Origin of the sequence: Pseudorhodoplanes sp., assembly GCA_032027085.1 — a bacterium.
Taxonomy (GTDB): Bacteria; Pseudomonadota; Alphaproteobacteria; order Rhizobiales; family Xanthobacteraceae; genus Pseudorhodoplanes.
Window position 1 is genome coordinate 4,033,452 of the sequence record JAVSMS010000001.1, and the last position, 24,698, is coordinate 4,058,149.

23 protein-coding genes and 1 tRNA gene are annotated in these 24,698 nt (G+C 62.5%); 9 read left to right on the plus strand and 15 right to left on the minus strand.

Translation table 11 applies throughout. The features are described 5' to 3' along the window. Window positions 1-32: 32 nt before the first annotated feature. Window positions 33-1,148: a DUF2865 domain-containing protein gene (locus RO009_19755; GenBank protein MDT3687271.1), complete on the plus strand. Its 1,116-nt coding sequence runs from the start codon at window positions 33-35 to the stop codon at window positions 1,146-1,148. 17 nt (window positions 1,149-1,165) lie between these two features. Here the strand turns inward: RO009_19755 and RO009_19760 are convergent, their stop codons facing one another. From RO009_19760 to rpiA, 7 genes are all read right to left on the minus strand, one after another. Then, window positions 1,166-2,908, minus strand: coding sequence for an NAD+ synthase (locus RO009_19760; GenBank protein ID MDT3687272.1), 1,743 nt, complete (start codon window positions 2,906-2,908; stop codon window positions 1,166-1,168). Window positions 2,909-2,959: 51 nt separating this feature from the next. Beyond that, window positions 2,960-3,316, minus strand: a complete 357-nt coding sequence (locus RO009_19765) for a diacylglycerol kinase (GenBank protein ID MDT3687273.1) — start codon at window positions 3,314-3,316, stop codon at window positions 2,960-2,962. Window positions 3,317-3,388: 72 nt separating this feature from the next. Further along, entirely contained in the window at window positions 3,389-4,612 is a 1,224-nt protein-coding gene (chrA, locus tag RO009_19770; GenBank protein ID MDT3687274.1) for a chromate efflux transporter, read from the minus strand. 92 nt (window positions 4,613-4,704) lie between these two features. Beyond that, on the minus strand, window positions 4,705-6,093 hold the full coding sequence (locus tag RO009_19775; GenBank protein MDT3687275.1) for a 3-deoxy-7-phosphoheptulonate synthase class II: 1,389 nt from the start codon (window positions 6,091-6,093) through the stop codon (window positions 4,705-4,707). A gap of 108 nt (window positions 6,094-6,201) precedes the next feature. Continuing rightward, window positions 6,202-7,587: a glutathione-disulfide reductase gene (gene gor, locus RO009_19780; GenBank protein MDT3687276.1), complete on the minus strand. Its 1,386-nt coding sequence runs from the start codon at window positions 7,585-7,587 to the stop codon at window positions 6,202-6,204. A 34-nt stretch (window positions 7,588-7,621) separates the two neighbouring features. Next, the gene (locus RO009_19785) at window positions 7,622-8,131 is read right to left on the minus strand and encodes a DUF2059 domain-containing protein (GenBank protein ID MDT3687277.1); all 510 of its coding nucleotides are present in this window, start codon (window positions 8,129-8,131) and stop codon (window positions 7,622-7,624) included. Between the two features lie 28 nt (window positions 8,132-8,159). Next, complete coding sequence (gene rpiA / locus RO009_19790; protein MDT3687278.1) at window positions 8,160-8,852, minus strand: ribose-5-phosphate isomerase RpiA; 693 nt, start codon at window positions 8,850-8,852, stop codon at window positions 8,160-8,162. A 129-nt stretch (window positions 8,853-8,981) separates the two neighbouring features. Here rpiA and gph point away from each other — a divergent pair, with 129 nt between their 5' ends. From gph to RO009_19810, 4 genes are all read left to right on the plus strand, one after another. Next, on the plus strand, window positions 8,982-9,686 hold the full coding sequence (gene gph / locus RO009_19795) for a phosphoglycolate phosphatase (GenBank protein MDT3687279.1): 705 nt from the start codon (window positions 8,982-8,984) through the stop codon (window positions 9,684-9,686). A gap of 165 nt (window positions 9,687-9,851) precedes the next feature. After that, window positions 9,852-10,352, plus strand: coding sequence for a PEGA domain-containing protein (locus RO009_19800; protein MDT3687280.1), 501 nt, complete (start codon window positions 9,852-9,854; stop codon window positions 10,350-10,352). Window positions 10,353-10,435: 83 nt separating this feature from the next. Then, window positions 10,436-10,510 (plus strand) — tRNA-Val (locus RO009_19805). Window positions 10,511-10,651: 141 nt separating this feature from the next. Beyond that, window positions 10,652-11,248: a L,D-transpeptidase gene (locus tag RO009_19810; protein MDT3687281.1), complete on the plus strand. Its 597-nt coding sequence runs from the start codon at window positions 10,652-10,654 to the stop codon at window positions 11,246-11,248. 131 nt (window positions 11,249-11,379) lie between these two features. Here RO009_19810 and RO009_19815 read toward each other — a convergent pair whose 3' ends face one another. After that, window positions 11,380-11,760 (minus strand): DUF971 domain-containing protein, encoded by a 381-nt coding sequence (locus RO009_19815; GenBank protein ID MDT3687282.1) that lies wholly within the window; start codon window positions 11,758-11,760, stop codon window positions 11,380-11,382. Window positions 11,761-11,881: 121 nt separating this feature from the next. Here RO009_19815 and moaA point away from each other — a divergent pair, with 121 nt between their 5' ends. The 3 genes from moaA (at window position 11,882) to RO009_19830 (ending at window position 15,335) form a co-directional block, all read left to right on the plus strand. Beyond that, a complete protein-coding gene (gene moaA, locus RO009_19820) occupies window positions 11,882-12,919 on the plus strand; it encodes a GTP 3',8-cyclase MoaA (protein MDT3687283.1) in 1,038 nt (345 codons plus the stop codon). Between the two features lie 157 nt (window positions 12,920-13,076). Next, window positions 13,077-13,667: a TRAP transporter small permease subunit gene (locus RO009_19825; GenBank protein MDT3687284.1), complete on the plus strand. Its 591-nt coding sequence runs from the start codon at window positions 13,077-13,079 to the stop codon at window positions 13,665-13,667. 15 nt (window positions 13,668-13,682) lie between these two features. Further along, the gene (locus tag RO009_19830) at window positions 13,683-15,335 is read left to right on the plus strand and encodes a TRAP transporter large permease subunit (protein ID MDT3687285.1); all 1,653 of its coding nucleotides are present in this window, start codon (window positions 13,683-13,685) and stop codon (window positions 15,333-15,335) included. Window positions 15,336-15,389: 54 nt separating this feature from the next. Here RO009_19830 and RO009_19835 read toward each other — a convergent pair whose 3' ends face one another. The 5 genes from RO009_19835 to apbC form a co-directional block, all read right to left on the minus strand. Beyond that, window positions 15,390-16,478, minus strand: a complete 1,089-nt coding sequence (locus RO009_19835; GenBank protein MDT3687286.1) for a TRAP transporter substrate-binding protein — start codon at window positions 16,476-16,478, stop codon at window positions 15,390-15,392. A gap of 170 nt (window positions 16,479-16,648) precedes the next feature. Continuing rightward, window positions 16,649-17,737: a TRAP transporter substrate-binding protein gene (locus tag RO009_19840; GenBank protein ID MDT3687287.1), complete on the minus strand. Its 1,089-nt coding sequence runs from the start codon at window positions 17,735-17,737 to the stop codon at window positions 16,649-16,651. 463 nt (window positions 17,738-18,200) lie between these two features. Further along, a complete protein-coding gene (locus RO009_19845; protein ID MDT3687288.1) occupies window positions 18,201-18,404 on the minus strand; it encodes a hypothetical protein in 204 nt (67 codons plus the stop codon). A gap of 63 nt (window positions 18,405-18,467) precedes the next feature. Continuing rightward, window positions 18,468-19,049: a hypothetical protein gene (locus RO009_19850; GenBank protein MDT3687289.1), complete on the minus strand. Its 582-nt coding sequence runs from the start codon at window positions 19,047-19,049 to the stop codon at window positions 18,468-18,470. A 6-nt stretch (window positions 19,050-19,055) separates the two neighbouring features. After that, window positions 19,056-20,177 (minus strand): iron-sulfur cluster carrier protein ApbC, encoded by a 1,122-nt coding sequence (gene apbC, locus RO009_19855; GenBank protein ID MDT3687290.1) that lies wholly within the window; start codon window positions 20,175-20,177, stop codon window positions 19,056-19,058. Window positions 20,178-20,287: 110 nt separating this feature from the next. Between apbC and RO009_19860 the strand changes: the two genes are divergently transcribed. Beyond that, window positions 20,288-21,157 (plus strand): NAD(P)-dependent oxidoreductase, encoded by an 870-nt coding sequence (locus RO009_19860; protein ID MDT3687291.1) that lies wholly within the window; start codon window positions 20,288-20,290, stop codon window positions 21,155-21,157. Here RO009_19860 and RO009_19865 read toward each other — a convergent pair whose 3' ends face one another. Next, a complete protein-coding gene (locus RO009_19865; GenBank protein ID MDT3687292.1) occupies window positions 21,158-22,660 on the minus strand; it encodes a caspase family protein in 1,503 nt (500 codons plus the stop codon). It abuts the gene before it with no gap. A 140-nt stretch (window positions 22,661-22,800) separates the two neighbouring features. Further along, window positions 22,801-24,618, minus strand: a complete 1,818-nt coding sequence (locus RO009_19870; protein MDT3687293.1) for a caspase family protein — start codon at window positions 24,616-24,618, stop codon at window positions 22,801-22,803. Window positions 24,619-24,698: the final 80 nt, after the last annotated feature.

Consider the following 24,698-nt stretch of genomic DNA (forward strand, 5'->3'; position numbering starts at 1 on the left):
AGGGCCGCACGCGACCATGAGGAACCGGACAATTGTCGACGGGGACGATGGTATTGGCGCTGTTCCGCACATCTGGTCTTGCTGCGATCCTGCTGACGGCCGCGACCCTGGCCGGCGCGCAGACTTTTTCACCGCCCCCGGGCGGGTCGCGCGACCAGGTCTGTAATCACCTCGAGGCGCAGTTGTCCGGCATCGACCGCGCCAGCGGCGACCCCGCTCGCGTCGAACAGCTTCGTCGCTACGAAGACGCCATTGGCCGCCAGCAGGGCGAGCTCGACCGCGCGGTGGCGCAGTCGCGCCGCCTCGGCTGCGAAAGCTCCGGCTTCTTTCAGCTCTTCAATCCGCAGCAATCGCAGCAATGCGGCCCGCTGACCAGGCAAATCCAAGACATGCGGAACAACATGACCCGCATCCAGGCCGACCTGCAGCGCATGCAAGGCGCCGGCGCCAATTACGAGCGCGACGGCCAGCGCCGGGCCGTGATCGCCGCATTGGCGCAGAATGATTGCGGGCCGCAATACCGGCAGGCGGCGGCGCAGTCGCAGGGACGCGGATTTTTCGAGCAATTGTTCGGCGGACCCGGTTCCATTCTGGCGCCGGAGCAATCACAGGACATGGGCTCCGGCTATCGCACGGTCTGCGTGCGCACCTGCGACGGCTCGTTCTTCCCGATCTCGTTCTCGACCTCGCAGGATCGCTTCCGCGAAGACGAACGCACCTGCCAGCGCATGTGCCCGGCCTCCGAAGTCGTGCTCTTCTCCTACCGCAATCCAGGCGAGGACATTTCGAAGGCTATCTCCATCAACGGGCAGCCCTACACGGCGCTGCCGAATGCGTTCAAGTTCAAGCAGGAATACAACCCCGCCTGCAGTTGCAAGCGCCCCGGCGAAAGCTGGGCCGATGCGGTGAAGCATCTTGACGATCGCCAGACGGTGCTTGAGCGGGGCGACATCATAGTGACCGAGGAACGCGCGAAGGTGATGAACGCGCCGCGCGACGCCAAGGGCCGGCCGATCGTGGCGCCGAAAAACAGCTCGCCCGCAGTAACACAGGCCGCAGCGCCCGCCGCGGTCGGCGCGGAGACTCCAACGGACGGCAGTCAGAAGCCGATCCGCCGCGTCGGTCCGAAATTCCTGCCGACGCAATAAGCGCGTTCGGATCAGAATCAGAAATCGAAGGCTTCGGTCTTCACCACCTGCCCCGTCACCACTGACATGTCGGGCTTCGGCAAGGGCATGCCGGAATCGCGGAATTTGTTGGTGATCGGGTAGCGGCGGTCGCGGCCAAAATTGCGCAACGTGACCTTCACACCGGGCGCCGCCTGCCGCCGCTTGTATTCGGCGATATGCAGAAGCCGCTCCACCTTCATCACCGTATCGCGGTCAAAACCGGCCTCGGCAATCGTCGCGACCGCCTCCTCGCGCTCGACCAGGCGCTCCAGAATAGCGTCAAGCACATCATAGGGCGGCAGCGAATCCTGATCGGTCTGGTTCTCGCGCAATTCGGCGGATGGCGCGCGCGTCAGAATATTTTCGGGGATCACGCGCCCGGCTGGGCCGAGCGCGAACGCGGGTTTCCATTCGTTGCGCAGGCGCGACAACCGGTAGATTTCGGTCTTGTAGAGATCCTTGACCGGATTGAAGCCGCCGTTCATGTCGCCATAGAGCGTCGCATAGCCGACCGACATTTCGGACTTGTTGCCGGTGGTCAGCACCATCAATCCGAATTTGTTGGAGACTCCCATGACAATGACACCGCGCGCGCGTGCCTGCAGATTTTCTTCCGTCACGTCACGCGGCAGGCCGGCGGTTAACGGCTTCAGCGCGGCCTCAAGTCCTTCCACCGCGCTCGCAATCGGCAGCGTATCGTACTGCACGCCGAGCGCTTTCGCCACTTGCGCAGCGTCCTCAACCGACTCGCGGGATGTATATTTGTAAGGCAGCATCAGACAGCGCACACGCTCGGCGCCCAGCGCATCGACCGCCATCGCCGCAACCAGCGCCGAATCCACTCCGCCTGAAAGCCCCAGGACAACCCCGGGAAATCCGTTCTTGTTCACGTAATCTCGCAGGCCCAGCACGCAGGCGCCGTAGTCCGCCTTTTCCTGCGGCAAGAGACTTGCCATCGGCCCGCGCTCGCAATGCCAGCCCGCCGCCGCGCGTGACCAATGCGTCGTGACGACCGTTTCTTCGAAGGCCGGAAGCTGCGCTCCAAGCGAGCCGTCGCCGTTGAGCACGAAGGACGCACCCTCAAATACGAGTTCGTCCTGACCACCGATTTGATTCAGATAGATCAGCGGCAATCCGGTTTCCTTCACGCGAGCGACGGAGACGCTGAGCCGCTGATCGATCACACCCCGCCGATAAGGTGAACCGTTCGGCACCAGCAGGATTTCCCCACCGGTCTCGTGAATGCATTCGGCCGGCTCCGGACCCCAGATGTCCTCACAAATCGGCACGCCAAGCCTTACACCGCGGAAGCTGACCGGACCCGGCATCGGACCCGATGCGAAAACGCGCTTCTCGTCGAACACGCCGTAATTGGGCAGATCGACCTTGAAACGCAGGCCGGCGATGCGTCCTCCTTCCAGGAGGGCGGCTGCGTTGTAAAGCTTGCCACCTTCTGGCCACGGGGTGCCGATCACAAGAGCCGGGCCGCCATCGGCGGTTTCCCGCGCCAGCGTTTCGATCTCGGTACGGCAGGCCGCCTGGAAAGCCGGTTTCAGCACCAGATCCTCGGGCGGATAGCCGGCAATGAACAATTCGGGAAACAGCACCAGATCCGCGCCTTGGCTTTTCGCCTGTGCGCGGGCTTCACGGACTTTTCTGGCGTTGCCCGCAACGTCCCCCACGACAGGATTGAGCTGCGCGAGAGCAATGGCGAGGCGATCGACGGGACGCTGGTTCATGGGGATGGTCTAGCCCGAGGGGTGCCCGGGCCGCAATGAGGCCTGCCTGCCCTAAAGGACGGTGAGTAGCCAGTCCCAGATGGCGAGCAGCCAGAACAGGCCCGCCAGCAGCAGACTGAGGCCGACGGCGGCCGAGCCCATATCTTTTACCCGACCGATCACCGGGTCGTGCTCCAGCGTCACACGGTCAGCCAGCTTTTCGACGGCAGTGTTGAGCAACTCCACCACCATCACAAAGACGATCAGGGCGATCAGGAGCAGCCGTTTCCAATTGTCGGTCGCAATCAGCAAGGCCAGCGGAAACGCCACGATCAGAACCGCCAATTCCTGGCGGAACGCCGCCTCGCTGCCGATGACGGCGCGCAGCCCGTTCAACGTGTGGATGGTGGCGCGCAGGATACGTTGCACGAGGTCGCCCAACTTCGGTCTGAACGACACCTAAATCAGAATGCGCCGCCTGTCATGTAGGGACAAGCAGACCTACATCATCGCAAGCGCCGCGCCGCCGATGGCGCACAACGCCACGACCAGCCACGGCGGCGTCTGCCACATGAACAGCAGCAGGAATGCCGCGGCGGCAAGTGCGAAATCCCCTGCACTCGTGATGCCCGCGGTCCAGACCGGATGATAGAGCGCAGCAAGAAGAAGCCCGACCACCGCCGCGTTTACGCCGCGTAGCGCGGCCTGGGCGCTTGCATGCCGGCGAAAGTCTTCCCAGAACGGCAGCGCGCCGATCACAAGAAGAAATGACGGCACGAACACGGCCACAAGGCACAGCGTGGCTCCGATCCAACCGTTCGGCTGCGGCCCCATGACGGCGCCGAGGTAAGCCGCGAAGGTGAAGAGCGGTCCGGGCACCGCCTGCGCGGCGCCATAGCCAGCCAGAAAGGCGTCGTCCGTCACCCAGCCCGGCGGCACGACCGCGGCCTGCAGCAACGGCAGAACAACATGGCCGCCACCGAACACCAGCGAGCCCGCGCGGTAGAAAGCTTCGAACAATGCGATGGACTGGTTCGGGAATGCAGCCGCCAGCAGCGGTAACCCGAGCAACAGCGCAAAGAAGACCACAAGCGCCAGCATCCCTGCGGTCCGGCTGACCGGATGCGGCAATGATACGTGGTTTTCCGGCGCCGCGCTGCGCAGAAGCGTCACGCCGATGATGCCGCCGATCACGATCGCGGCGATCTGCCCAAAGGCGCTCGGGACCGCGAGCACCAGAGCGGCTGCGGCAACAGCCAGCGTGGCGCGCTGACGGTCAGGCGCGAGCGAGCGCATCATCAATAGTACCGCCTGCGCAACCACGGCAACGGCGGCGACTTTCAGTCCATGCAGCCAGCCGCTGCCAAGCGTATCGCCCAGCGCCGTGAGCCCATAAGCAAACAAGACAAGGGCGATGGCCGACGGCATGGTGAAGCCGATCCAGGCCGCGAACGCGCCGGCATAGCCAGCGCGCGACAGACCGATCGCGATGCCGACCTGGCTTGACGCCGGACCCGGCAGAAACTGGCACAGCGCCACGAGGTCGGCATAGGTCTTCTCGTCCAGCCACCGCCGCCGAACGACGAAATCATCATGGAAATAGCCGAGATGGGCGATCGGCCCGCCGAAGCTGGTCAATCCGAGCCGCAGAAAGGCGGAGAACACCTCCCACATTGAGCCACGTCCGCTTGCCAACGCGGCCGGGATTGCCGAATTCTCCGTCATTGCTTCGCTTTCCCGTCGAGACGCTGGCAGGACATCACCCTGCCAGAACCACACTTGCGGCGCAGCGTGAAAGGCGTGTGAACTGCCAAACGTCAGAAGCTCGCGACCGCCGGCACCGGTTTCGCACGTGTGGAGCGTTCCTTCTTGAGAAGCTCGGCCACCAGAAATGCCATGTCGATCGACTGTTCCGCATTCAGGCGCGGATCGCAGAAGGTGTGATAGCGATCGTTCAGATCGGCATCGGTGATCGCGCGCGCGCCACCGGTGCATTCGGTCACATTCTGCCCGGTCATTTCCAGATGCACACCGCCCGCGTAGGTGCCTTCGGCCTGATGCACGGCGAAGAAGTCCTTCACCTCGGACAGGATGCGGTCGAAAGGCCGCGTCTTGTAGCCGTTGCCGGCCGTGATGGTGTTGCCGTGCATCGGATCGCAAGACCAGACTACGACCCTGCCCTCGCGTTTCACGGCGCGGATGAATGCAGGCAGGTGCTCGCCGACCTTGTCGGCGCCGAAACGGCCGATCAGCGTGAGCCGGCCGGGCTCGTTGTCCGGATTGAGAATGTCGATCAGCTTCAGCAACTCGTCCGTCTTCAACGACGGGCCGCATTTGAGACCGATCGGGTTCTTGATGCCGCGGCAATACTCGACATGCGCATGATCGGGCTGCCGTGTGCGGTCGCCGATCCAGACCATGTGGCCGGAGGTCGCGTACCAGTCGCCAGTCGTGGAATCGATGCGCGTCATCGCCTGCTCGAAGCCGAGCAGCAGCGCCTCATGGCTCGTATAGAGATCGGTCGTGCGCAGTTCCGGATGACTTTCCAGATCAAGCCCGCAGGCGCGCATGAAATCGAGCGCCTCGGAAATGCGGTCGGCCAGTTCCTGGTAGCGGCGCGCCTGCGGCGAATCCTTCACGAAGCCGAGCATCCATTGATGGACGCTAGCGAGATTGGCGTAACCGCCATGCGCGAAGGCGCGCAGGAGATTCAGCGTCGCCGCCGATTGGCGGTACGCCTCGATCTGCCGCCGCGGATCGGGTACTCGCGCTTCCGGCGTGAAGTCGATGCCGTTGATGATGTCGCCGCGATAGCTCGGCAGCTCAACGCCATTCTTTTTTTCGGTCGGGGAAGACCGCGGCTTGGCGAATTGCCCGGCGATGCGGCCGACCTTCACCACCGGCGAGCCGCCGGCAAAGGTCAGGACAACGGCCATCTGCAGGAAAACACGGAAGAAATCGCGGATATTGTTGGGGCCGTGCTCGGCGAAGCTTTCCGCGCAGTCCCCACCCTGCAAGAGAAAAGATTCGCCTAGAGCCACACGGGCCAATGCTTTTTTCAGGCTGCGCGCCTCGCCTGCAAAAACCAGCGGCGGAAAGCTCGCGAGCTGCTGCTCGACCGCCTGCAAGGTGGCCTGATCCGGATAGTCCGGAACCTGCACAATAGGCTTTCTGCGCCAGCTATCTGGCGTCCAACGCTCAGGCACGACTTTAACTCCCGCACGGGGCCTGATGCCCCAATGGCGGCGTTATAGCGGGCCTTTTCGCGGAAAACCACAAGCGCCGAACAGGCCGGATTTGCGGTCCTGCGCCGCCTATTCGGCGGCTTCTTTCACGTAGCTCGCGGCTTTCTCGCGCATTGTCACGAGCTCTTCCGACGCGGTCGGGTGCACCGCCATGACCGCGTCGAAATCCGCCTTGGCCGCCTTCATCTTTACCGCAATGCCGACGAGCTGGATCATCTCCCCGGCATCCGGCCCGACGATGTGGCAGCCGACCACCCGGTTGGTCGAGCCGTCGACCACCAGCTTGAAGAAAGACCGGGTGTCGCGGGCGGCGAGCGTCGCCTTCATCGGCCGGAAACTGGTCTTGTAGATGTCGACGCGCGCCAGGCGCTTGCGCGCCTCGGCCTCGGTCAGGCCGATGACGCCGACTTCCGGCTCGGAAAAAACCGCGGTCGGGATATCGCTGTGATCGACCTTGGTCTCCTTGCCGCCGAACACGGTATCAGCGAAGGCGTGCCCCTCCCGGATCGCGACCGGCGTCAGCGCGACACGGTCGGTGACGTCGCCCACCGCGTAGATATGCGGCACGCTCGTCCGAGAATAGGCGTCGACCTTGATTGCGCCCTTGTCGTTCAACTGCACGCCCGCCTTCTCAAGGCCGATCCCTTTCACATTCGGCCGGCGGCCGGTCGCGAACATCACCTGATCGACCACAATCGATTCATGGTCTGATAGTCCGACGCAGAGACCATGATCGACCTTCTCGACCGACTCGACGATGTTGTTGGTCACGATCTTGATGCCGCGCCGGGTCATCTCGTTGTGAAGGTGTTCGCGCACATCGTCATCGAATCCGCGCAGGATGTTGTCGCGGCGATAGACCAGCGTGACCTCCGATCCAAGACCGTTGAAGATGCCGGCAAATTCAACGGCGATGTAGCCGCCGCCCTGGATGAGGATGCGCTTGGGCAATTCCTTGAGATGGAAGGCTTCGTTTGAGGAAATAACATGCTCGATGCCGGCGATGTCGGCACCCGGATGCGGCCAGCCGCCGGTGGCGATCAGAATGTGTTTGGCGCGCAAGGTCTCACCGGTCGCGAGCAGCCGCACCGTGTGCGGTCCGTCCAGCACGGCGCGGCTCTTGACAATCTCGACCTTGGCCCGTTCGAGATTGGTCGTATAGGCCGCTTCCAGGCGTGCGATTTCGCGATCCTTGTTCGCGATCAGCGCCGTCCAGTCGAAGGACGGCTCCGGCACCGTCCAGCCATAGCCGGCGGCATCCTCGAATTCGTCGGCGAAGCGCGATGCATAGACCAGAAGCTTCTTCGGCACGCAGCCGCGAATGACGCAAGTGCCGCCCATCCGGTATTCTTCCGCGATCATCACGCGGGCGCCGTGATTGGCCGAAATCCGGGCGGCGCGCACGCCACCAGAGCCTCCGCCGATTACGAACAGATCGACTTCGCGTTCATCCATTGCACTGCATTCCGATTAAACAGCTCCGGCACCGTCAGATCGTGTGGCCCTTCTTTTTCATTTCCGCCCGGAACAGGCTGATCACTTCCTCCGACAGCCGGTTCGCCCAGTCCTGCGCCATCTTCAGCGTCTCATCCACGATCTTGGGCTCCTGCTCGAGCATCTTCTTGCCAAGCGGCGTCTTATAGAAGGCGGCAATTTCCTTGAGCTCCTGCTCACTGAAATGCGAGGCATAGACCTTCGCCGCTTCAATCTTCAGATTGCCGAGACGCAGTCCCAATTGCTTGCGCAGATTGGTCGCGACCTCGTTGAGATCCTTGGACAGGTTGGGGTTGGTCTGAAGGAACACGTTCTTCGCCTGCTCGATCACGCCGGGCACTAGCGGCTCGAACAGCACCATCGAGCCCTTCACATCGAGGATCTCGTTCGCGGCCGCGATCGATGCAGCGGACGGCTGCTGCGCAGATGCCGGCTGTGTCAGCGCGAGGCAGACTCCCCCAATGCATGCAATCCAGCACAAGCGGGCGAATGCTGCGAATCTCATAATTCTAACTCCCGTTGAGTAAGCGATATCAGGGACGTTCAACGACACGGACGCCGTTGACGCCGGCGAGAACGACGGCACTTGCCATGCCAATAAACAGGCCATGCTCGACCACACCCGGAACGGCCGCAAGCCGGTCGGCGAGCGCACGCGGTGCAGGAATGCGTTCAAGCGAGGCGTCGAGGATGAAGTGTCCACCATCCGTGACAAAAGGATGGCCGTCTTTTCCAATGCGCAGAGTGATTACACTGTCTCCGATGCCAAGGGCCGAAATGACCTGGCGGCGGGTCGCAGCAAGGCCGAACGGCACGACCTCGATCGGCAGCGGGAATTTGCCGAGCACAGCCACCCATTTGGATTCATCGGCGATCACGACCATGCGCGCGGATGCCGACGCGACAATCTTCTCGCGCAGCAACGCGCCGCCGCCGCCCTTGATCAGCGTGAGATCCGGCCCGACTTCATCGGCGCCGTCGATCGTCAGGTCGAGTTCGGGAATATCATCGAGCGTTGCCAGCCTGATGCCGCATTTCTCGGCCTGCAGCCGGGTCGCTTCCGAGGTTGGCACCCCCACGACGTCAAATCCCGCCCGCACCTTCTCGCCAAGCAAATCGACAAGATGCCGTGCCGTTGATCCCGTCCCGAGCCCCAGCCGCATGCCCGGCTGGACCCAGTCGAGGGCGCGGGCGGCGGCCTGCCGCTTCTGCAATTCAATATCCATGGGGGCGAGAGGGGGTCCTTAGCGCGTTTGGGTGTCTCTCTAGCCCTGATCCGGCCTAGAACCTAGCCCCCAAATGACCATACCAAGAAGGCCCCTTGCCAGCGCAGGGCGCCGGGGCTAGCGAGGGGCATGTCCCGCCCCATCGTCGTTTTTGACCTCGACGGCACACTTGTCGATACCGCGCCCGACCTGGTCGATACCCTGAACGTAATCCTGACCCGCGAAGGCATTCCGCCGATGGCCTACGACGCCGCGCGGATGCTGATCGGGGGCGGCGTTCGGCCAATGCTGGAGCGCGCGCTGGCCGAACAGAACCGCGCGCTTCCAGTGGCCGAACTCGACGATCTGTTTCAGACATTTCTCAAACACTACGCAGACCATATCGCCGACCGCTCGCGCCCGTTCCCCGGCGTGGAACAGGCGCTGGATATTCTCGCGGAGCGCGGCTGCATGTTGGCGGTCTGCACGAACAAGTTTGAATGGCTGTCGCGCCGGCTGCTCGACGCATTGCAACTCACGCAACGCTTCGCAGCCATTTGCGGGCAGGACACCTTCGAGGTGAAGAAACCGCATCCGGACGTGCTGCGAAAAACGGTTGCGCGCGCTGGCGGCGAGATGATGCAAACCGTCATGGTCGGGGATTCGGCAACTGATATTCGCCTGGCGCAGGCGGCGGAGGTGCCCGTGGTCGCCGTCGATTTTGGCTACACCGACACGCCGGTGGCCGCCTTCCAGCCGGACCGGGTGATCAGCGGCTATGCCGCGCTTCCCGCCACGATCTTCGAACTCGTGCCGATGGCAGGGCGCGGGCGCGCGACCGTTAACCACAATTGAGGCAAAGGGAGGCCTTCGCATGTCCATTGCGGCGGCTATTTCTAAAAATTGCCCCGCGCGATCAATGACTGCCTAACCGTGTTGCACCGGCAGAGCCTCGCCCGTATGGTTAGGTGGGGTGGAACGGCGGTCACGGGCCGCGCGCGAAGGGACGGAATCAACCTTATGCACAAAATGCTAGCGATCGCGGCATGCGGTTTCGCGCTGGCGGCGTGCTCGTCGTCGGGCGATATGCTGAAAACCGCCACGCCGACGGTGCCTCTACAATTTGAATCTGAACCGGCCGGCGCCGAGGTGAAGACCTCGGGCGGGCAGACCTGCAAGACACCTTGCGCGCTTGCGGTGCCTGCGGCCGATTTCATGGCGACCTTCTCGCTGACCGGCTATCAGCCGCAAACCGTCAATGTGAAGATGATGCCACCGGATGATCCGCGCGGCGACAGTGAGACCGCGGCGATCGTGTCAAACCTGCCGCGGTTCGACCCGAGCCCGGTCTACGCCGAACTTGTGAAGGCGCCGCCGCCGCGGCGGCCCGCAAAGAAACCGAGAGTCGCGCGCCCGGCCGCAGAACCGGCACCACCGGCCAGCGCGCCAGCCCCGGCGCAACCCGCCCCGCCGCCGCCCGCAACGTCGCCCTGGCCGCCGGCGGCCAATCCGATCCGATAATTTGCCGACTTTCAGGATTCTGGCAGGCGCAGCCTGCTTGACACCCTTCCGACCGATTCCTTAAATCCCCCACCCTTTGGTCGGGGCGCGTAGCTCAGCGGGAGAGCACTCCCTTCACACGGGAGGGGTCACAGGTTCAATCCCTGTCGCGCCCACCATTTCACATCCAGCCTGTTCCGATTTGTCGCGGCCGTATCACTCAGGTGTGACCCAGTGGTCTTGCTGCGGCGTGAAAATCATGGCTTTAAGTTTTCAAGACTGATTGTCGAAGATGCCGGTTTGAAACGAGAGGATTGAAAATGCTGCGGCGGGATTTTGCTGTCTGTGCGATGGCCTGTACTGCGTTGATGTTTTCCAGTCTGGCGGCGCAGGCGCAGTTTTTGCCTTTTGAAGTCGACGAGCGCTTCACCGGCGGCGCGCCGCGCGGAAAAGTCTACAGCATGTTCGGCATGTCGCCGGTTCCGCGCACGATGGTGAGTTTTTCGAGCGGGGAAAAGCCGGGCACCGTCATCATCAACACGAGTGAGCGCCGACTCTATTACGTTCTCGGCGACGGCCGTGCGATTCGCTACGGCATCGGAGTCGGCCGCGACGGTTTTCGCTGGTCCGGCGTGAAGACGGTCAGCGCCAAGCGCGAATGGCCGGACTGGACGCCGCCGGCGCAGATGCTGCAGCGCCGGCCTGACTTGCCGCGCCATATGCCGGGCGGGCCGGAAAACCCGCTCGGCGCGCGCGCGCTGTATCTGGGCTCGACGCTCTATCGCATTCACGGCTCCAACGAGCCGGAGACAATCGGACAGGCGGTGTCGTCCGGCTGTTTCCGCATGACCAATGACGACGTGATCGATCTCTACAATCGGGTGCGGCTCGGTGCCAAGGTGGTCGTGCTGCGATAGCCGTCGTTTGGATTGACTGAAAGCGTTTTCGAGGCCGTCGCCCTTCGAGGCTTATGCTTCGCGCAAGCACCTCAGGGTGACGGCGATAGTCAACGCGTTTCAATCTGAGGCGTTTCTCAGCGTTGCTGAAACTAGCGGCGAATGCGATCGCGGCTCAGGCCCTTTGCCGCCAGTTCGTCCAGATAATCCTGCCAATAGACATCGTATTTGCGCCCGATTTCGGCAAAGTAGTCCCAGGAATAGATTCCTGTCGAGTGCATGTCGTCAAAGACGAGACGCACCGCATAATTCCCGACCGGCTGGATCTCCAGGATCATCACATCGCGCTTGCCGGGCACGGTCTTGCGTTCGTCCGGCGAATGGCCCTGCACCTCGGCGCTCGGGCTTTTGACCCGCAGATATTCGGCGGCAAGCTCGAAACGCTCGCCATTGTCGAAGGCGACGGTGAGGCTCTTGCGGTCTTTGGCCAGCCGCAGCTCGGTGGGCCAGGGTGTGGGGGATTTCTCGGTCATGATCCTCACATATCGTTCGGCCGGTTCAAAAGCCACTTCGTTGAGCCAGCTCAAAGCCTCTTCAAGAACGGGTTTTACCTGCGCCGCCAAACCCCTATATTGGCGATCTCAGGTGCCAGGCATGACCATACGTCCCAACGATCTCACCCCCTCCACCACGCGCCCTGCCCTCATCGACCCGTTCGCGCGAGCCATCACCTATCTGCGGGTCTCGGTCACCGACCGCTGCGATTTCCGCTGCTTTTACTGCATGTCCGAGCACATGTCGTTTCTGCCGAAGGCGGAATTGCTGTCGCTGGAAGAGCTCGACCGCGTCTGCAGCGCCTTCGTCGCGCGCGGCGTGCGCAAGCTGCGGCTGACCGGCGGCGAGCCGCTGGTGCGGCGCGGCATCATGACGCTGTTTGCCTCGCTGGCGCGCCACCTCGAGAGCGGCGCCCTCGACGAACTGACGCTGACCACCAACGGGTCGCAGCTCGCCAAATATGCGTCCGAACTCAAAAGCTATGGCGTGCAACGCATCAACGTATCGGTGGATACGCTCGACCCGGACAAGTTCCGGACCATCACCCGCTGGGGGGAGCTCGACAAGGTGCTGCGCGGGATCGACGCTGCACTGGCGGCGGGCCTGAAGATCAAGATCAACGCCGTCGCGCTCAAGGACGTGAATGAAGACGAGATTCCGGCGCTGCTGGAATGGGCGCATGGGCGCGGCATGGACCTCACCCTGATCGAGGTGATGCCGCTCGGCGAAGTCGATGGAGACCGGCTCGACCAATACCTCCCGCTGTCGATGGTGCGCGCCCGCCTGGCCGAGCGGTATTCGCTGCAGGAGATCGACTACAGAACCGGCGGGCCTGCGCGCTATATGCAAGTCGCCGAAACCGGCGGGCGGCTCGGCTTCATCACGCCGATGACACATAATTTCTGCGAGAGCTGCAATCGCGTGCGGCTGACCTGCACCGGAACGCTTTTCATGTGCCTGGGGCAGGAAGACGCGGCCGATTTGCGCGGGCCGTTGCGGACCTCCGAGGCCGACGATCTGCTGCATGCCGCAATCGATGCGGCGATCTCCCGCAAGCCCAAGGGTCATGATTTCGTGATCGACCGCCGCCATAAACGGCCGGCCTTGCCCCGGCACATGAGTGTCACCGGCGGCTAGGCTCACCCCTACGACCTAAGTTTTCGTTGACGCCCGGCGCAGGGTCTGAATTAAGCTTGGGCGGGCGCGTCCGAGGGGGAAGCGGACGCCCGTCACCAAGAAAAGCACGGCCACACGCGCTCTCAGAAAAAGCGGGCAGACAGAGGGACGCCTCACAGTGCAAATGCTTCTTGCGCTTAGCCGCGCCATCGATGCCGTCAACTCGCGCCTCGGGCGATGGCTCTCCTGGCTCGTCCTTGTCGTCGTCCTGGTTTCGGCCACCAATGCGACGGTGCGCAAGGTGTTCGACACCTCATCGAATGCCTGGCTCGAATTGCAGTGGATCCTGTTTGGCGTGATCTTCCTTCTATGCTCGCCATGGACGCTGCTGTCGAACGAGCATATCCGCATCGACATCGTGAACAGCATGTTTCCGAAGAAGGTGCGCGACATCATCGACGTCGTCGGCCACGCGCTGTTCCTGCTGCCGCTCACCGTCGTGATGATCATCACCTCCTGGCCGTTCTTCACGCGGTCCTACGCGGTCAACGAGCAATCGCTGAATGCCGGCGGTCTGCCGCAATGGCCGGCCAAATCGCTGATCGTGATCGGCTTCACGCTGTTGTTCTTCCAGGGCATTTCCGAACTGATCAAACGTGTCGCGGTGATGCGCGGCCTTATTCCCGATCCCTACGCTTATGTTCATCATGCGGCCGAAGCAGAGGCGGAGCGGATCGCGGCTGAAATCAAGTCCGCGCGCGAACAGTGAACGGGTGAGCCCAAGATGGTGGAATTTCTGATCCATAACATGGCTCCGATCATGTTTGCGGCCCTCGTGGTGTTTTTGCTGCTGGGCTATCCCGTGGCATTTTCGCTGGCCGCCAACGGCCTGCTGTTCGGCCTGATCGGCATCGAGCTCGGCCTGTTTCGCCCGGATTTTCTGCAGGCCCTGCCCGAGCGCGTCTACGGCGTGATGAACAACGACACGCTGCTCGCGATCCCCTTCTTCACCTTCATGGGGCTGATCCTCGAGCGATCCGGGATGGCGGAGGATCTGCTCGACACCATTGGGCAATTGTTCGGCACCATCCGTGGCGGCCTCGCCTATGCGGTGATCTTCGTCGGCGCCCTGCTCGCCGCCACCACCGGTGTCGTCGCGGCCTCAGTGATCTCCATGGGCCTGATCTCGTTGCCGATCATGCTGCGCTACGGCTACGACCGGCGGGTGGCGACCGGCGTCATCGCCGCCTCCGGCACGCTGGCGCAGATTATTCCGCCCTCGCTCGTGCTTATCGTCATGGCCGACCAGCTCGGGCGCTCGGTCGGCGACATGTATGAAGGCGCCTTCATCCCCGGCCTCGTGCTGTCGGCGCTCTACGCCTTCTATGTTTTCCTGGTGACGATTTTCGCGCCGAAGGCCGCGCCCGGCCTGCCGCTCGAGGCGGTCATCTACAAGGAGCCGAACGGCAAGCGCGGCGTGATATCGTTGTTGATCGTGACCGTCTTCTCGGGCGTTGCCGCCTATCTCTATATGCGCACGACCGACGTGCGCGCCGGCGCGGATTTCGTGGTGCTCACCATGTCGATCGGCGTCAGCATCGCCTTCGCCATCGCAGTCCTGAACCGGCTGTTGCGTCTGCGCCTTCTGTCTGCGCTCGCCGAGCAGGTGATCTTTGTTATGGTGCCGCCGCTGGCGCTGATCTTCCTCGTTCTCGGCACGATCTTCATCGGCGTCGCTACGCCGACCGAAGGCGGCGCTATGGGCGCGGTCGGCGCCCTTGTGCTGGCGATCATGAAGGGCCGTTTGCGCTGGGACCTCGTGCGTCAGGCGAGCGAGTCGACCGCCAAGCTGTCAGCCTTCGTCGTCTTTATCCTGATCGGCGCGCGCGTCTTCTCGCTAACCTTCTACGGCGTCGACGGTCACCGCTGGGTCGAGGAATTGCTGGTTGGGCTTCCAGGCGGACAGACCGGCTTCCTGATCTTCGTTAATCTCTTTGTATTTGTGCTGGCCTTCTTCCTTGATTTCTTCGAGATCGCCTTCATCGTGATCCCGCTTCTGGGGCCGGCGGCCGAACGACTTGGCATCGACCTGATCTGGTTCGGCATCATCCTCGGCGTGAACATGCAGACATCGTTCATGCATCCGCCGTTCGGTTTCGCACTGTTCTATCTGCGATCAGTCGCGCCGCGCGAGCCTTACACCGACCGCGTCACCGGCCTTCGCATGGAGCCGATCACGACCGGGCAGATTTATTGGGGCGCGGTGCCGTTCGTCGTGATCCAGTGCATCATGGTGGCGCTGGTGATCGCCTTCCCCGGCATGGTGATGCACTACAAAGGGACCGGCGCGACCGTCGATCCGTCCAAGGTCAAGATCGACATCCAGATGCCCGACCTGCCGCCGCTGCAATTCGACACACCGCCGAAAATTCAATAGCGGCAAAAAAACCCCGGAGCAGGCTCCGGGGTTTTCAATTGGCATCGGCAGACGTTATCCGCGGCCGCGTGCGCGGATCATGAAAGTGTCGAAGCCGTATTCCGCCACCTGCCACCACAGATATTGATCGCCACGGAAGGTCACCATGGCATCGTAGACCTTCTTGAAGTCCGCGTTATTTGCCGATGTTTCGGCATAGACTTCGTTGGCGGCCTTGTAGCAGGCCTCCATGACCGTCTGCGGGAATGGCCGCAATTGCGCCCCGCTTGCCACCAGCCGCCGCAACGCCGCAGGATTTCCAGCATCATAGCGCGCCATCATTATGGTGTTGGCGATATGCGAGGCCGCATACACGATCGCCTGATAGTTCTTCGGCAGTTCGTTCCATTTCCCGAGATTGACGAAGTTGTGCAGCATCGGGCCGCCTTCCCACCAACCGGGATAATAGTAATACTGGGCGACCTTCTGAAAGCCGAGCTTCTCATCGTCATAGGGGCCAACCCACTCGGCCGCATCGAGCGTTCCCTTTTCCAGCGACGGATAGATATCGCCGCCGGCGAGTTGCTGCGGAACAACGCCGATCTTCTGCACCACCCGGCCGGCAAAGCCGCCGATGCGCATTTTCAGGCCTTTGAGATCGGAAATATCCTTGATCTCCTTGCGGAACCAGCCGCCCATCTGCGCGCCGGTATTGCCAGCCGGAATCGCATGAATGTTGTACTTCTTGTAGAAGGCATTCATCAGGTCCAGGCCGCCGCCTGAATACATCCAGGCATCCATCATGCGCTGGTTGAGGCCGAACGGCACTGCCGTTCCGAAGGCGAAGGTCGGATCCTTGCCGACATAATAATAGGATGCGGTATGGCACATCTCGACGGTGCCGTTGGTGACCGCATCGGCCGCCTGCAGACCGGGCACGATTTCACCCGCTGCGAAAACCTGAATCTGGAACTTGTTGTCGGTCGCTTCCGCTACCGATTTGGCAAAAATCTCGGCGGCGCCGTAAATCGTGTCGAGCGATTTTGGAAAGCTCGAGGTCAGACGCCATTTAATATCCGGCATGGATTGCGCAATCGCGGGCTTTGCAATCGCGCTGGCGGCAAGGCCGACGCCTGCCGCCGTCAGGAATTGACGACGTTTCATTAGCTGATGATCTCCTCTGGTTCCTCCCCGCATTGCGGGACGCACAGCCGGCCTTCTGCGTGCCGGTCGGGTGTCTGCTAGCATGGCTGAGCCGCGGACCGTTATCCAGAGGCTCCTCAAAAAAAAAGCCGGCCCCGAGGGGCCGGCTTCGCCGTAAGCCTGAACCGCTGCTATGTACGGGTGCGGGCGCGGATCATGAAGGTGTCGAATGTGTATTCGGCGACCTGCCACCACAAATACCCGTCGCCCCGGAAAGCGACCAGATTGTCGTAAATCTTCTTGAAGTTGGCGTTGGAAGCCGAAGTTTCCGCGTAAACTTCGTTGGCAGCCTTCAGGCAGGCTTCCATGATCGGCTGCGAGTAGGGACGCAATTGCGCGCCGGACGCGACCAGACGCTTGAGCGCACCCGGGTTCACCGCATCGTATTTGGCAGTGGTCGACAGATTGGCTGTATCGCAGGCACTGCGCAGGATTGCCTGATAGTGCTTCGGCAATTGATTCCACTTGTCGATGTTGATGAAAGCGTGGATCGCGGTGCCGCCTTCCCACCAGCCGGGGTAATAGTAGAACGGCGCGACCTTCTGGAAACCAAGCTTCTCGTCATCGAACGGGCCGACCCACTCGGCGGCATCGATCGTGCCTTTCTCTAGTGCCGGATAGATGTCACCGCCGGCGAGTTGCTGCGGGACGACGCCGAGCTTCTGCAGCACGCGGCCGGCAAAGCCGGCGATGCGGAATTTCAGGCCGCTCAGATCGGAGACATCCTTGATCTCCTTGCGGAACCAGCCACCCATCTGGCAGCCGGTATTGCCGGCCGGAAGCGCATGAATACTGAACTTCTTGTAGAATTCATTGAGCAGCTCGGTGCCGCCGTGCTGATACATCCATGAATTCTGCATGCGCGTGTTCAGGCCGAACGGCATGGCAGACGCGAGCACGAAGGTCGGATCCTTGCCGACATAGTAATACGACGCCGTGTGGCACATCTCGACCGTACCATTGGTCACCGCGTCGGCGGCCTGCAGGCCGGGAACGATTTCGCCGGCCGCGAAGGTCTGGATCTGGAACTTGTTGTCGGTGGCTTCAGCGACGGACTTGGCGATGGTCTCAGCGCCGCCCCAGAGCGTGTCGAGCGACTTCGGGAAGCTCGAGGTCAAGCGCCACTTCACCTCGGGCATTGACTGGGCGATCGCGGGCTTTGCAATCGCGGTTGCCGCGGCGCCGGCGCCGATAGCTGAAATAAATTGCCGACGTTTCATTCTTCCTCTCCATTTCCATTGGATTTCAGCCAGGGACGCCTGATTCTGATCGTTCTTCGGGGTCGCCTGCCGTCTACAAATTGGCGGTAACATGAAGTGGCGGTAGAACCGGCGCAAGGGTTCGCCTTTCACAAATCAATGAGGCCGCGTCAATGCGAAAAAGGGCGCACCTCCGGCGGGCGACCGATCGCCGATCGGACCGCCCACTCGTCGACTGCCCACTTGGTCCCGACCGGTCCTATTCGAGACAGCCAGCTTGGCGCCAGAGGCAGCAGCGAGTAGCTCGGACACCCGCACTTTCGCCGGCGTCCGGCCGCCCGATGCCGGGAAAGGCCTGCGCCGTCAGCGCCAGCGCCCTGTTCACAGTCTTCTCCTTTTGCGCGTCCAGCTTGCGCAGCCAGGGCAAAATGTCCTTGGCCTGACTGCGCGCGGCGATCGCGAAACCCAATCCATCAAGATATGGCTAAAGGCTCTGGTCCTTCTGAATGACGGCATATTGGGCCGCCGCGGGCGTTCCGCTGGCTGCTTTGATCGATGCGCTAAAGCGTGCCAAGCGACTGAAAACGTTTTGCCCATCATCCTGAAAGTCTGACTGACTCAAAATGCAGCCGATGAAATCAGGCCTTCGCAATTGAGCGTCATGCCCGCGCTTGTCGCGGGCATCCACGTCTTAGTGTCATTGCCGCAAGAAAGACGTGGATAGCCGGGACAAGCCCGGCCATGACGAAAACTAAAGCCCCGCGCCGAACCGCGCCATCACCACCATGATCGCGACCTGCATCACGCCCTGAAAGGCGACGATGCGGACATAGGTTTTCATCCAGCGCCCGATTTTCTCGCCGTCCGGCTTCGGTTTCTGCATTTCCAGAAACACACGGATGTTCGTGGGTGTGAGAATGCCGAGCCCCTGCACGGTCAGGATGGTGACGATCACAAGCGCAGCGGCGACCCAATAGAATTCCGGATAGCCGAGATCGAGATACCCCATGCGCTGGGCCAGAAACCAGCCGGCGGTGCCGGTGATGATGGCAAGCGTGGGCATGAGAATCATGATGCGCGGAACGAGCGCGGAAGTGATCAAACGTCGCGTGTCGAACGGCAGCCGCCGCATGATTGGTCCCAGCACGAAGCCGAGAAACAAATCGATGCCGGTCCATAGCACGCCGGCCATGACATGCACGAAATTGAGAAACCAGATATTGTCGATTGCAATCGCCGCGAACATGGCGGCGAAGGCGGCGATTGCTGCGATCACATAGGCAGGGCGGATGGAGACAGCCGGCGCAGGCTGCGGCAGAACGCTGTCGCTCATGCGCCCCTATGCCTCGATCACGATCTTCGGCGCCGCGCGGCTGGGCCCGGCCAGCGCGTTGCGGATATTCTCGGCGATACCGCGATAGATTTTGGCATGCGCGCTGTCGGGCTGCGTGGCGACGATCGGCAAGCCGGAGTCGGAGGTTTCGCGGATCGACATATCGAGCGGCACCTCGCCGAGGAACGGCACCTTGAGGCGCTCGGCTTCATGGCGCGCGCCGCCATGTCCGAAGATGTCGGAACGCGTGCCGCAACTCGGGCACAGGAAATAGCTCATATTTTCGACCACGCCGAGGATCGGAACGTTGACGCGCTGGAACATGGCGATGCCGCGCCGCGCGTCGATCAGCGCCAAATCCTGCGGGGTCGAGACGATGACGGCGCCGGCGAGCGGCACCTGTTGCGCCATGGTGAGTTGCGCGTCGCCGGTGCCGGGCGGCATGTCCACGACCATCACGTCGAGTTCACCCCAGGCCACTTCGCGCAGCATCTGCGTCAGCGCCGACATTACCATCGGGCCGCGCCAGATCATCGGCGTCTCTTCCTCGATCAGGAAGCCGATCGACATGACGGTCAGGCCGTAACGCTCGATCGGCTTCAGCTGATTGCCCCCAATGGTCTGCGGCTTTTCCCGGATCGCGAGCAGCTTGGGCAGCGACGGGCCATAGATGTCGGCATCCAGCACGCCCACCTTCAAGCCAACGTCGCGCAGGCCGAGCGCCAGATTGATCGCGGTGGTGGATTTTCCGACCCCGCCTTTGCCCGAGGCGACAGCGATGATGGATTTGACGCCGGGCACCCCGGACGGGCCCGCCGGGGCATGGCCATGCGGACGAGGTCCGCCTGGTGCAGATGCCTGCCGTGCCCCAGGGCCGCTGGCCGCCCGCTCGGCGGTCAGCGCGATCATGGCCGAGGTCACGCCGGGAACAGAGCGGACCGCGTCCTCGACCTGCTTGCGCACCGGCTCCCACGCCTTGACGGCGGCGGCATCGACGCTGAGTGAGAAAAATACCTTGCCATCACTGACTACGATATCCGACAGCGCTCCGGTTTCGGTGACCTTGCGCCCGTCCGGCGCGGCTACCGCCGCGAGACGATCGAGAATCTGTTGTTTGGTGGGCGCCATTGGCACGTCTCCGGCTTGATTTGACATTGTCTAGATAGCGGGTTGACGGGCGCGCACAAGCCGTCACATTGCGCGCAATCAAACAAGAGCGACGGTCCAAGGAGGAAATAATGGCGAAGGTTGCGTTTCTCGGGCTCGGGGTCATGGGCTATCCGATGGCGGGCCATCTGAAGACCAAAGGCGGCCACGAGGTCACGGTCTACAACCGCACCAGCGCCAAGGCCGACGCATGGGTGGCTAAATTCGGCGGCCAGAGCGCCAAGACCCCCAAACAGGCAGCGGAGGGGCAGGATTTCGTCATGTGCTGCGTCGGCAATGACGACGATCTGCGGCAGGTGACGCTGGGGCCGGACGGTGCCTTTGCCGGCATGAAGAAAGGCGCGATCTTTGTCGATCACACCACCGCCTCCGCCGAGATCGCACGCGAATTGTATGACGCGGCGAAGAAAGGCGGCTTCGATGTCGTCGATGCGCCCGTTTCCGGCGGTCAGGCCGGTGCCGAGAACGGCGTACTGACGGTCATGTGCGGGGGCGACGGCGAGCCTTTCGCGCGCGCCGAGAAGGTGATCGCCGCTTATGCCCGCGCCTGCAACCTGATGGGATCGCCCGGCTCCGGCCAGCTTGCAAAAATGGTCAACCAGATCTGCATCGCCGGTCTGGTGCAGGGACTGTCGGAAGGTCTCCACTTCGCCAAGAAATCCGGCCTCGATATCGAAAAACTGATCGCCACCATTTCCAAAGGCGCGGCACAGTCCTGGCAGATGGAAAACCGCTACAAGACCATGACCGAAGGCAAGTTTGATTTCGGCTTCGCCGTCGACTGGATGCGCAAGGATCTCGGCATCTGCCTCGCGGAAGCGCGCCGCAACGGGGCGCATCTGCCGGTCACTGCGCTGGTCGACCAGTTCTATTCCGAAGTGCAGAAGATGGGCGGCAAGCGCTGGGACACGTCAAGCCTGATCGCACGACTCGAGCGCTGATCAGCGGAATTGCCGGCACGGCGCGCCAGGAGGACATGACGTGGGCGGCCGCTGATTGATTGCCGGCGGACGCCTATTCGGAGGATAATGCGTCACCGGCGGCCGCGGCCGGCCTGGGCCGGTGACAATGCCGATCGACGAACCGGGCCCTGTCACGCGCGGCGGCGGACGCCGGATGATGACGTCCTCCTCATCCTCGATCACCGGCGGCCGCGATCCGCGCGGCGGGCGCGTTGGCCGCTGCGGCTTGACCGGTTCGGCGCGTTTCGCCGGAACGGGACATGAGCACGCTGCGGGCGCAGCCGGCAGACTCGCAGGAACGACAGCCGGCGTCGCTGTGTTGCCCATTCCGGGAAAGCCGCGGGCGAGATTCGCCGATTGCGCGCGGTCTCTGGCGCGGTCGCGCATCTTGCGCGCGGTTGGCGCCAAATCGCTATCCGGATAGCGTGCAAGGAAGGCGTCATAAGCGGTCACGGTGTTGACCGTCACAGCCGTGTACCAGGCCATCATTTCGCGGCGGCGCTCCAGCAATCCGCGCACGCGCGGCGCGAACGCCGTCTTCGCATGCAGCGACAGGAATTCCTCATAAGCGTCGGCGTCATCTTCCAGGATGACAAATTCAAACGCCTCCTGCGGCGAACGCCCCTGCAATTGCTTGCGCCAGAATCCCGCCGGCTTGCCGGCGCTTGCAGCGGCGCCGATCGCTTTCGGCAGCGTTGCCGCACCCGAGGCGACCGTTGCGCTCGGCGATCCGAAAAATGCGAAATCGGAGGTCAGCGAAGAACTCTCCCACGGCGTCTGGCGGCCTTCTGTCGCGTTATGCACGTTGAGCCGAATGCGTTTCAGCGCCTGCTCGATGGGCAGATTGGGTTCTTTCGCGACGTCGACCAAAGCCGCGGTGAACGGAGAATTGTCGCCGGCGCCATCCAGCGCCTCCATGCCCGGCGCTGTCGCATAGGAGACGATCGAGCCGGTCGGCGCATCGACGATCGCGAGCCCCCTGCCCGTCGTCTTGCTGATCGACGAGAACGGGTTGTTACGGCATGAATCCAGAATGACGATGCGCGTGCGGCTGGGCGTGGAGGCCAGCGCAGCCATCACGTCGGCGAGGCGTACCGCTTCAATTGCAACATCGGCTTCACGTTCAATCTTCGCATCGACCGGTACGAGATAATTCTCGCCTTCGATCTGCAGGCCGTGACCGGCAAAATAAACCAGCGCAACCGTATCGGGCCCCTTCAACGCGACATTGGCCGCGAAATCGCGCAGCGCCCGCCGCATGTCCGCTTGCGACAGATCGGGCGCATCCACCAGCTCGAAACCTGCCGCCCGCAACATTACGCCCATGACCCTGGCGTCGTTCGCCGGATTGGGCAAAGCCGTGACGGTCTTGTAAGCGGAATTTCCGATCACCAGCGCCAGGCGGGATTCGGCGGTGGCGGGATTGATCCAAAGCAAAAGGCCGATCAATCCAAGAAGCATTCCAAGAGGGTTGAGCCACATCGGACCACTCCTCTGCCCATGACATTCGCTTTGCACTTTGCTCTTCGCCTGCTTTTCACAGCCTACGCCCGCGGCTGGAGCGTCAGAATTCACTTTTCGGTGGCGAGGAGCGCCGCACGTCCGCGCGCCGCTCCGATTGCTCAGCGGAGCCGCCCGGTGAAGCCGCCGGCGCTCTGCCGGAAGCTTTGCTCACGCTGAACCGCCTTGCGTTGAATTCCGATCTCGCGGCGGACCTTTACATTGCTGATCGGTTTCGGCTGCACCTTGATCTTCGGAGCAACGATGCCGGTATTGCCGTTCGGCAGATCGCGCCTGATCACCGGGCGGTCCCTGTTCACAGGCAGGGTGGTGATCTTGGCGCCATTCGGCAGCTTGACTATGCCGGTATCCTTGTTTGCGCCCTCGCCTGGCTTTGGCAACGTCACAACCTGACCGTTGTTCGGCAGCCTGGTGCCGATGCCGTCCGGCTTCGGAAGCGTGGTCACCTTGCCCGGTGTGCTGCCGTTCTGGCCATTCTGCGGATTCTGCGGAAAAGGAATGAGCGGGCCATTCGGCTTCACGATCGGACCGGTCTTGATGCCGCCGGCCGAGCCATTCTGGCCGTTCGGCACATTCACAACCGGGCCGGTCTTAATGTTGTCATTCTTAGGAAAACCGATGACCGGGCCGGTCTTGCCATTGTCGTTTTTCGGGAAGCCGATGACAGGGCCCGTCTTGACGTCGATCTTCGGCGCGACCGGCAGCGAGACAAGGCGCGGACGTTCGAGCAGCTTCTTCGCGTTGCCCGCGAAATCACCGTTGCCGTGTTTCGAGAGGAACGTCTTATAGGCATCGGCCGAGTTGGACTTCGTGGCCTTGCGCCAGGCGATCATCTGCAGCCGCAGCGACAGCAGGCGGCGGATGCGCTCACAGAGCGGATGCGCCGGATAGATGCGCACGAACTCTTCATAGTATTCGACCGAGTCTTCGGCGACGACGACCTCGTAGGCCTTCTCGACCGAGCGCGTCGCGAGCTGCGCAACCGCAACCTTCTCCGGCAAGACAGCCGGAACAGCCGCGACATTGGCATTCGGGTCGGTGGCAAAGAACACAAAATCGCTGGTGAGCGAGGAGCTTTCCCACGGCATCTGTTTCGCATCGGTCGCGTCGGCGACCAGAACGCGCACGCGCTTGAAGAGCTGCTCGATCGGAAGGCCGGGCTGCTTGACACTCTTGATGAAGGCGGCCGTGTACGGGCTGTGCTGCCCGGCGCCGTCGAAGGCTTCGGTGCCTGGCGCGGTCGCGTAGGCGACGATCGAACCCGCCGGCGCGTCGACAATCGCAAGACCTTTGCCGCTCGCATCGCCGAGCGCGGAGAACGGATTGTTGCGGCAGGCGTCGAGAATGACGATGCGGATGCGGCTTGGCGCGTTTTCCAGCGCCTGCATCACGTCAGCAAGACGGACGGCCTGCTCCGGAACGTCTTCTTCCTTCTCGATCTTTGCATCGACCGGCACCAGGAAGTTTTCACCATCGACCTGCAGACCATGACCGGCATAGTAGACCAGCGCCGCGGAATTTGGCCCCGACTCGGTGATGCGCGCGCTGAATTCGCTGACCACCTGACGCAGAGTGTCGCGGTTGAGATCGAAGGCCATAACCACTTCGAAGCCGGCGGTGTTCAAAAGCTGTGCGACGGCGCGGGCATCGTTTGCCGGATTGGGAAGCGCTTTCACCGCTTCATAATTCGAGTTGCCGATCACCAGCGCGAGGCGCTTTTCCTTGGCGTTGCTCACCTGTGCAGCAGCGCCGTTTTCGAGCGACGCGGTCCGCAACGGCGAGCCGGTATTGATCTGGCGCGCAGCGCCGGCGGTTTCGACCAGACGCGGAGACACCTGCGCGGCGGCCGGCTTCTGCCACAGGCAGAATGCAGCAGCGAGCAAGGCAAAAAGCCTCAGTGCAAAACCTGTCCGTGACATGACGTCCCTCCAGGGAGATCGGGCGGCATTTTCCAATGCCTCTGGAGTTCGTCGTCGCCGCCCGGACGTCGGTTCACGGG

Excerpts from the sequence above, each read along its gene's own strand:
- RO009_19815 (MDT3687282.1), bottom strand. The coding sequence starts at position 11,760 with ATGACCGAGAAATCCCCCACACCCTGGCCCACCGAGCTGCGGCTGGCC.
- RO009_19830 (MDT3687285.1), top strand. The coding sequence starts at position 13,683 with ATGGTGGAATTTCTGATCCATAACATGGCTCCGATCATGTTTGCGGCC.
- RO009_19840 (MDT3687287.1), bottom strand. The coding sequence starts at position 17,737 with ATGAAACGTCGGCAATTTATTTCAGCTATCGGCGCCGGCGCCGCGGCA.
- RO009_19760 (MDT3687272.1), bottom strand. The coding sequence starts at position 2,908 with ATGAACCAGCGTCCCGTCGATCGCCTCGCCATTGCTCTCGCGCAGCTC.
- gph (MDT3687279.1), top strand. The coding sequence starts at position 8,982 with ATGTCCCGCCCCATCGTCGTTTTTGACCTCGACGGCACACTTGTCGAT.
- moaA (MDT3687283.1), top strand. The coding sequence starts at position 11,882 with ATGACCATACGTCCCAACGATCTCACCCCCTCCACCACGCGCCCTGCC.
- rpiA (MDT3687278.1), bottom strand. The coding sequence starts at position 8,852 with ATGGATATTGAATTGCAGAAGCGGCAGGCCGCCGCCCGCGCCCTCGAC.
- RO009_19865 (MDT3687292.1), bottom strand. The coding sequence starts at position 22,660 with ATGTGGCTCAACCCTCTTGGAATGCTTCTTGGATTGATCGGCCTTTTG.
- RO009_19810 (MDT3687281.1), top strand. The coding sequence starts at position 10,652 with ATGCTGCGGCGGGATTTTGCTGTCTGTGCGATGGCCTGTACTGCGTTG.
- RO009_19785 (MDT3687277.1), bottom strand. The coding sequence starts at position 8,131 with ATGAGATTCGCAGCATTCGCCCGCTTGTGCTGGATTGCATGCATTGGG.
- gor (MDT3687276.1), bottom strand. The coding sequence starts at position 7,587 with ATGGATGAACGCGAAGTCGATCTGTTCGTAATCGGCGGAGGCTCTGGT.
- RO009_19850 (MDT3687289.1), bottom strand. The coding sequence starts at position 19,049 with ATGAGCGACAGCGTTCTGCCGCAGCCTGCGCCGGCTGTCTCCATCCGC.
- apbC (MDT3687290.1), bottom strand. The coding sequence starts at position 20,177 with ATGGCGCCCACCAAACAACAGATTCTCGATCGTCTCGCGGCGGTAGCC.
- RO009_19800 (MDT3687280.1), top strand. The coding sequence starts at position 9,852 with ATGCACAAAATGCTAGCGATCGCGGCATGCGGTTTCGCGCTGGCGGCG.
- RO009_19860 (MDT3687291.1), top strand. The coding sequence starts at position 20,288 with ATGGCGAAGGTTGCGTTTCTCGGGCTCGGGGTCATGGGCTATCCGATG.
- RO009_19870 (MDT3687293.1), bottom strand. The coding sequence starts at position 24,618 with ATGTCACGGACAGGTTTTGCACTGAGGCTTTTTGCCTTGCTCGCTGCT.
- RO009_19835 (MDT3687286.1), bottom strand. The coding sequence starts at position 16,478 with ATGAAACGTCGTCAATTCCTGACGGCGGCAGGCGTCGGCCTTGCCGCC.
- chrA (MDT3687274.1), bottom strand. The coding sequence starts at position 4,612 with ATGACGGAGAATTCGGCAATCCCGGCCGCGTTGGCAAGCGGACGTGGC.